This is a genomic window from Nocardia sp. No.11 (genome assembly GCF_038752175.1).
Lineage (GTDB): Bacteria > Actinomycetota > Actinomycetes > Mycobacteriales > Mycobacteriaceae > Nocardia > Nocardia canadensis.
The window spans coordinates 1-6,352 of sequence record NZ_JBCGFB010000203.1; the positions used below are offsets into that span (position 1 = coordinate 1).

The 6,352-nt window shown below is 70.8% G+C and carries 7 protein-coding genes and 1 pseudogene; 3 read left to right on the top strand and 5 right to left on the bottom strand.

Annotation, left to right across the window (positions count from 1 at the left end; genetic code table 11):
- The 3 genes from V8688_RS30835 to V8688_RS30845 all read left to right on the top strand — a co-directional run.
- A partial coding sequence (locus V8688_RS30835; protein ID WP_342802270.1) for a TlpA disulfide reductase family protein occupies window positions 1-502 on the top strand: 502 nt, incomplete at its 5' end.
- A 14-nt stretch (window positions 503-516) separates the two neighbouring features.
- The gene (locus V8688_RS30840) at window positions 517-1,245 is read left to right on the top strand and encodes a CoA pyrophosphatase (RefSeq protein WP_342802271.1); all 729 of its coding nucleotides are present in this window, start codon (window positions 517-519) and stop codon (window positions 1,243-1,245) included.
- A gap of 76 nt (window positions 1,246-1,321) precedes the next feature.
- A complete protein-coding gene (locus V8688_RS30845; protein ID WP_218715848.1) occupies window positions 1,322-2,515 on the top strand; it encodes a MarP family serine protease in 1,194 nt (397 codons plus the stop codon).
- A 44-nt stretch (window positions 2,516-2,559) separates the two neighbouring features.
- Here V8688_RS30845 and V8688_RS30850 read toward each other — a convergent pair whose 3' ends face one another.
- From V8688_RS30850 to V8688_RS30870, 5 genes and pseudogenes are all read right to left on the bottom strand, one after another.
- On the bottom strand, window positions 2,560-3,546 hold the full coding sequence (locus tag V8688_RS30850; RefSeq protein WP_218715849.1) for an alpha/beta hydrolase: 987 nt from the start codon (window positions 3,544-3,546) through the stop codon (window positions 2,560-2,562).
- Window positions 3,547-3,601: 55 nt separating this feature from the next.
- Window positions 3,602-4,090, bottom strand: coding sequence for a phage holin family protein (locus V8688_RS30855; protein ID WP_218715850.1), 489 nt, complete (start codon window positions 4,088-4,090; stop codon window positions 3,602-3,604).
- 31 nt (window positions 4,091-4,121) lie between these two features.
- On the bottom strand, window positions 4,122-5,387 hold the full coding sequence (gene nhaA, locus V8688_RS30860; protein ID WP_218715851.1) for a Na+/H+ antiporter NhaA: 1,266 nt from the start codon (window positions 5,385-5,387) through the stop codon (window positions 4,122-4,124).
- Between the two features lie 138 nt (window positions 5,388-5,525).
- Window positions 5,526-5,843 carry a hypothetical protein gene (locus V8688_RS30865; RefSeq protein WP_342802272.1) on the bottom strand — a complete coding sequence of 106 codons (318 nt, stop codon included), beginning with the start codon at window positions 5,841-5,843 and terminating at the stop codon, window positions 5,526-5,528.
- Window positions 5,743-6,352, bottom strand: a pseudogene (locus V8688_RS30870) (hypothetical protein); the annotation flags it as partial. The gene V8688_RS30865 and the pseudogene V8688_RS30870, both read right to left, overlap by 101 nt.

Here is a 6,352-nt window from a genome sequence, read left to right on the forward strand (position 1 = left end):
GGCGTCGGCCGAGCAGCGGGCGGCGGCGGGCCTGGCCCCGTGTCCGGCGCAGGCGCAGGCGCCCGGATCGGGTCCGCTGGCCGGGATCTCCCTGCACTGTCTCGCCGACGGCGCCCCCGTCGACCTCGCCGCCGCGCTCGGCGGCAAGCCCGCGCTGCTCAATCTGTGGGCCTACTGGTGCGGTCCGTGCGCCGTCGAGCTGCCCCACCTGCAGGAATTCGCTCAGCGCGCGGGCTCGCAGCTCACCGTGCTGACCGTGCACAGCGACCCCGACGAGGTGAAGGCGCTGTCGCGACTCGACGGATTGGGCGTCACGCTGCCCGGTGTCGAGGACCCGCGGGCGAGCGTGCGCACCGCCGTCGGCGCGCCCGCGGTACTCCCGGTGTCGGTGCTCGTGCGCGCGGACGGCACGATTGCCAGTGTCGAGGTCCGCACGTTCGCCGATGTCGCCGACATCGCCGACACGGTGGCCGAGGAGCTCGGCGTTCGGATCGCGGTATGACGAAGGACGTTGTGATGAACGGTGTACTACGGCTGGACGAGTCCGGTCTTCCGTCCTGGCTGACCGCCGCGATCCGGCACGGCGGCCCCGACGCCGACGACACCCTCGCCGTCTCCCGCGCCCTGCGCCGTGCCATGTCGATCACCGGCAAGCCGCGTCAGGCCGCCGTGCTCGTCCTCTTCGGCGGTTCGCCCGACGCCGATCCCGCCGCGCCGGGCGGCTTGCCCGCCGATGCCGACGTGCTGCTCACCCAGCGCGCGTCGACCATGCGCCAGCACCGCGGTCAGATCGCCTTCCCCGGCGGCGCCGAGGACCCCGGCGACGACGGCCCGGTCGGCACCGCGCTGCGCGAGGCCGCCGAGGAGACCGGCCTGGACCCCGCGGGCGTGCAGCCCTTCGCCATGCTGCCGAAATTGTTCGTTCCGCCGTCGAAATTCGACGTGACTCCGGTCCTCGGCTACTGGCGAGCACCCAGCGTGGTCGGCGTCGTCGATCCGGCGGAAACCGAGCGTGTCGTCCGTATTCCGCTGACCGAATTGCTCGATCCGGCACACAGATTCATGGTGCGTGGCAGTCTCGGCTACCAGAGTCCCGCTTTCCAGGTCGACGGCATGCTGGTCTGGGGGCTCACCGGCGGTATCCTCGCCGGAATCATCAAAACGGCTGGGTGGGAACGAGACTGGGATCGGGGCGACGTGCGTGACTTGGAGAGCTCGCTGGCTGCGGTCGGAATGACCCTGTGAGCGAGCGCAGCGAGCGGCCTAGCGGGGCAGCCGCCACGGCGGTCATGCTGGAGCCGAGCGTCAGTGAGGCGGAAGTATGAGCGCCTCGGTATGGCTCGATATCGCGGTCGTGCTGATCGCACTGGTGGCGGCGTCGACCGGCTGGCGGCAGGGCGCGGTGGCGTCGGCGCTGGCCTTCTTCGGCGTCGCGCTGGGTGCGGTCGCCGGCATTCTGATCGCGCCGCACATCCTCAAACACCTCAGTGAGGGGCGCAGCCGGGTCCTCGGCGGCATCCTGCTGATCGTGCTGCTGGTGATCGTCGGCGAGGTCGCGGGCATGGTGCTCGGCCGCGCGGCGCGCAGCAGCATGCGTCACCCCGTGGCGCGCAGCGTGGACAGCGTCATCGGCGCGGTGCTACAGGCGGCGACCGTGCTGGTCGCGGCCTGGTTGCTGGCCCTGCCGCTGGCCACGGCCTCGCAACCCGGCGTCGCCGCCGCGATCAACGGATCGCGGGTGCTCGCCGACGTCAACGAGGTCGCGCCGAGCTGGTTGCGCAAGCTGCCCAACGAATTCTCGCGGCTGCTGAACACCTCCGGGCTGCCGGACGTCATCGGACCGTTCGGCCGGGCACCGATCGCCGCGGTCGAACCGCCGGACGCGAGCGTGCTCGCCAGCCCGGTCGCGGCCTCGCTACAGCAGAGCGTGCTGCGCATTCGCGGTGTCGCGCCCAGCTGCCAGCGGGCGCTGGAGGGCTCCGGCTTCGTCGTCGCGCCGGAACGGGTGATGACCAACGCGCACGTCGTCGCGGGCACCACCAGCGTGTCGGTCGATACCGCGCGTGGGCCGATGGAGGCCAGCGTGGTGCTGTTCGACCCGTCCAAGGACATCGCGGTCCTCGACGTGCCCGGACTGACCGCGCCGGTCGTGCCGCAGGCGCCGCAGGCGGCGAGCTCGGGGGAGAGCGCGATCGTGCTCGGCTACCCGGGCGGCGGCCCGTACACGGCCAGCGCCGCTCGTGTTCGCGAGACCCTCGACCTCACCGGCCCGACGATCCACCGGGACGGCACCGTCGAGCGCGAGGTGTACACGGTGCGCGGCCAGGTCCGGGCCGGTAACTCGGGCGGACCGCTGGTCGACACCGAGGGCCAGGTGCTCGGCGTGGTCTTCGGTGCCGCCGTCACCGACGACGACACCGGCTACGTGCTGACCCTGCACGAGATCGCCCCGGAACTGGCGGCCGCGCAGACCAGCGGCGCTCCGGTTCCCACCGGGGCCTGCGTCCTGAGCTGAGACGAATCGTCCCGGGTGGCACCAGCCGCCCGGGACGAACTCGTTCAGGGGGAGACCAAGCCGTCCTTGGGCGACCCGTTGACGCCGTTCTGTTCGCGCCAGCGGGTGGTCAGTACCTCGTTGACCTTGCCGGGGTTCTCCTGGTGCGCGTAGTGCCCGGCCCGGGGAATCGACACCAGCGTCCGATCCGGCGACAGGCGCGCCCCCCGGTGGAACGTGGTGGGCAGCAGATACGGATCGTGTTCGCCGCGCAGCCCGAGCACCGGAATGCCGATCGGCGTGCGCATGGTGGCCATGAACCGCTTGCCGTCGGGGCGCCACTGGCTGCGGAAGGCCCACCGCTGGTACTCCAGCGCGCTGTGCGCGGCGCCGGGAATCCGGATGGCGGTGCGCATCCGGGCCGCGGTCTCGGCGAATTCTGCCGTCCGTGACCAGGTTTCGCCGACACGCTCACGCAGCAGCCGCTCGACCTCGGCGCCGTCGCGGCGGGTGAGCAGGTGTTCCGGGTAGCGCGGCAGCTGGTAGCGCAGGAAGTCCGGCAGCCAGGTGGCGCGCTGGGCCCGATCGCGCAGTACCGCGCTCTTCAACGCCGCCGGGTGCGGCGAGCTCACCAGCGCGATCGTGCGGACCAGCCGGGGATGCAGCACGGCGGTGGCCCAGCAGACCAGGCCGCCCTCGGCGTGCCCGACGAGCGTGGCCTCGGTGTGGCCGAGCGCCCGGATCAGGCCGGCGATGTCACCGGCGAGGGTCCAGCCGTCATAGCCGCGTGGTGGCTTGTCGGTGTCGCCGTACCCGCGCAGGTCGACGGCGACGGTCCGGTACCCGTGCTGGGTGAGCCCGGTCAGCTGGTGCCGCCACGACCACCAGAAGTCGGCGAAGCCGTGCAGCAGCAGCACCAGCGGGGCATCGGCACGGTCCGTTCCGTCGGCCTCGACGACGTGGAAACGGATCCCGTTGGCGTGCACGTCCCGGTGGGTCCACGGTCCGTCGTAACGGACGCTGGACGGATCCGGGAATGAGTTGGACGACACGCCGATCGAGCCTAGTAGGCGGGTCCGGCCGTCGCGACCGGGCCCGCCCGGCGCGTCATCGACGGGTCGACTTCTCCAGCGCGGGAGCGTGCTCACTGTGGGTGAGCGCCGCGGGCAGGACCTCGGCGGTCTGCTTGAGCGAATTGATCGTCTTCTCCGGCGCCCGCAGTTTGCGGACCTTCAGCCAGCCGAGCAGGGCGAGCAGCGCGGTGGCCGCCACCATCAGCACGAACACGATCAGGAACGCGGCCCAGCGGTACAGCCACACGTCCAGCAGTTCGGCGAGGAAGAAGAAAAAGAAGAACGAGCTGAACAGCAGCACGGTCAACGCGAGGATGAAGAACACGCTGCCGGTGAGTCCCTTGCGGACCTCGGCGGTGACCTCGGCCTTGGCCAGCGCGACCTCGGCGCGGACCAGGGTGGACATCTGCTCGGTCGCATCGCGGACGAGGCTGCCGATACTCGCCGATCCGGGCGGGTTGGCGTCGGTCAACGGGATGGAAGTGACCGTGCGACCGTCATTTCCGCCTTGGGTGTAACTCACTTCGTCGACCCTTCTCCCTGTCCTGGCACTACTAGGCCTCACTGTCCGGTTGTAGCTCGTCCGCGTCGCGGCGCGCCTGGTGCACACGTCCTCGGCGCAACAGTAGCGCCGATCCGAGCAGCGATGCTGCCATGGAGGTCACCAGGACGGCGGCCTTCGCCAGATCGATGGCGTCGTCACCGACATCGGCCAGCGCGAGTTCCGCCACCAGCAGGCTAACGGTGAACCCGATCGCGCCGAGTACCGACAGGGCGAACATGTCGCGATACTCCAGCCCCGCCGGTCGTTTCGCCACGCCGAAACGGATCGCGAGCCAGCTGATCCCGAAGATGCCGATCGTCTTGCCGAGCAGCAGTCCGAGGATGATCGCCAGCGACAACCGGTCGGTGAACAGCGAGCCGAACACCGCCGCGTCCAGCGGCACGCCGGAGGCGAACAACGCGAACAGCGGCACACAGAATCCCGCCGAGATCGGCTGCACGACATGCTCGAGATGGGTGGCGGGCGCGATCTTCTCGCCCGGGTCCTTGCGCACTCTGGTGAGCAGTCCGAGCGCGACGCCGGCCAGCGTCGGGTGGATGCCCGCCTCGTGTAGCGCGTACCAGCAGACCAGCGCGACGGGAAGATAGAACAGCGGCGTGTGCAGCCGCTGCCGCTGCGCCAGCGCCCAGGCGGCGCAGCAGGCCAGCGCGACACCGAGCCACAGCATCGACAGCGACGCGGTGAACAGCACCGCGATGAGGATGATCGCGAGCAGATCGTCGACCACGGCCAGGCTCAGCAGGAACACCCGCGCGCTGGCGGGGATGCGTGAGCCGGTCATGGCGAGGACCGCGAGCGCGAAGGCGATGTCGGTGGCGACCGGGATCGCCCAGCCGTTGTCCATGCCGGGCACACCGTGGCCGATGGTGATCGCGATCAGCGCCGGGGTGATGACACCGCCGACGGCGGCGATGATCGGCAGCGCGGCCCGCTTCGGATCGGCCAGCTCGCCGACGACGAACTCGCGTTTGAGCTCCAGCCCGGCGACGAAGAAGAAGATCGCGAGCAGCCCGTCCTTGGTCCAGTCGGCCAGGGTGAGGTCCAGGTGCAGGGCGGAGATGCTGAGCCGGGTGTCGACCATGGTCTGATAGCTCGCGCCCCAGGGCGAGTTCACCCAGATCAGGGCGATGGCGGCGGCGACGAGCAGCAGCGCGCCACCGACGGTTTCGGTGCGTAGATAGCGGGTGAGCTCGGAGCGAACACGGGTGATCACGGTGGGCCTTTCGGCGGGGTGGACGGCGCTGCGGGCGCTCATCCCATCCGGCGGCGCCTGGAGATTCACGACCGCATGCCGACCAGTCTTCCCGGCACACCTGAACGAGATTCTAACGGATACGGCCGGTGACATCGGAGGTCACCGGCCGTATCCTGCGCCTTCGCGGCGCGTCCCGCCTCAGTTGCCGCCGGCGCGAATCGCCTCGAAGACGCCGGGGTCGACCAGGGTCGAGGTGTCGCCGAGTTCGCGGCCCTCGGCCACATCGCGCAGCAGTCGGCGCATGATCTTGCCGCTGCGGGTCTTGGGCAGCTCGGGCACGATGTGGATCTCGCGCGGCTTGGCGATCGGGCTGATCTCCTTGGACACCTCGGCCTTCAGCTCGTCGACCAGGCCGTCACCGGCGCGGCCCGCCGCGTCGCCGGTGAGGATGACGAAGGCGACGATGCCCTGCCCGGTGGTCGCGTCGCTGGCGCCGACGACGGCGGCCTCGGCCACAGCCGGGTGCCCGACGAGCGCGGACTCGACCTCGGCGGTGGAGATGCGGTGCCCGGAGACGTTCATGACGTCGTCGACCCGGCCGAGCNCTGGCGCCGACGACGGCGGCCTCGGCCACAGCCGGGTGCCCGACGAGCGCGGACTCGACCTCGGCGGTGGAGATGCGGTGCCCGGAGACGTTCATGACGTCGTCGACCCGGCCGAGCACCCACAGGTCGCCGTCGGCGTCGAGCTTGGCGCCGTCACCGGCGAAGTACCAGCCCTGCTCGGCGTAGCGCTCCCAGTAGGTGGCCTTGTACCGCTCCATGTCGCCCCAGATGCCGCGCAGCATCGACGGCCACGGCTTGTCCAGCACCAGGTAGCCGTTGGCCTCGGTCTCGCCGAGCTGCACCGGCTTGCCCTCCTCGTCGACGACCGTCGCCGAGATGCCGGGCAGTGCGCGCATGGCCGCGCCGGGCTTGGCCGCGGTGACGCCGGGCAGTGGCGAGATCATGATGGCGCCGGTTTCG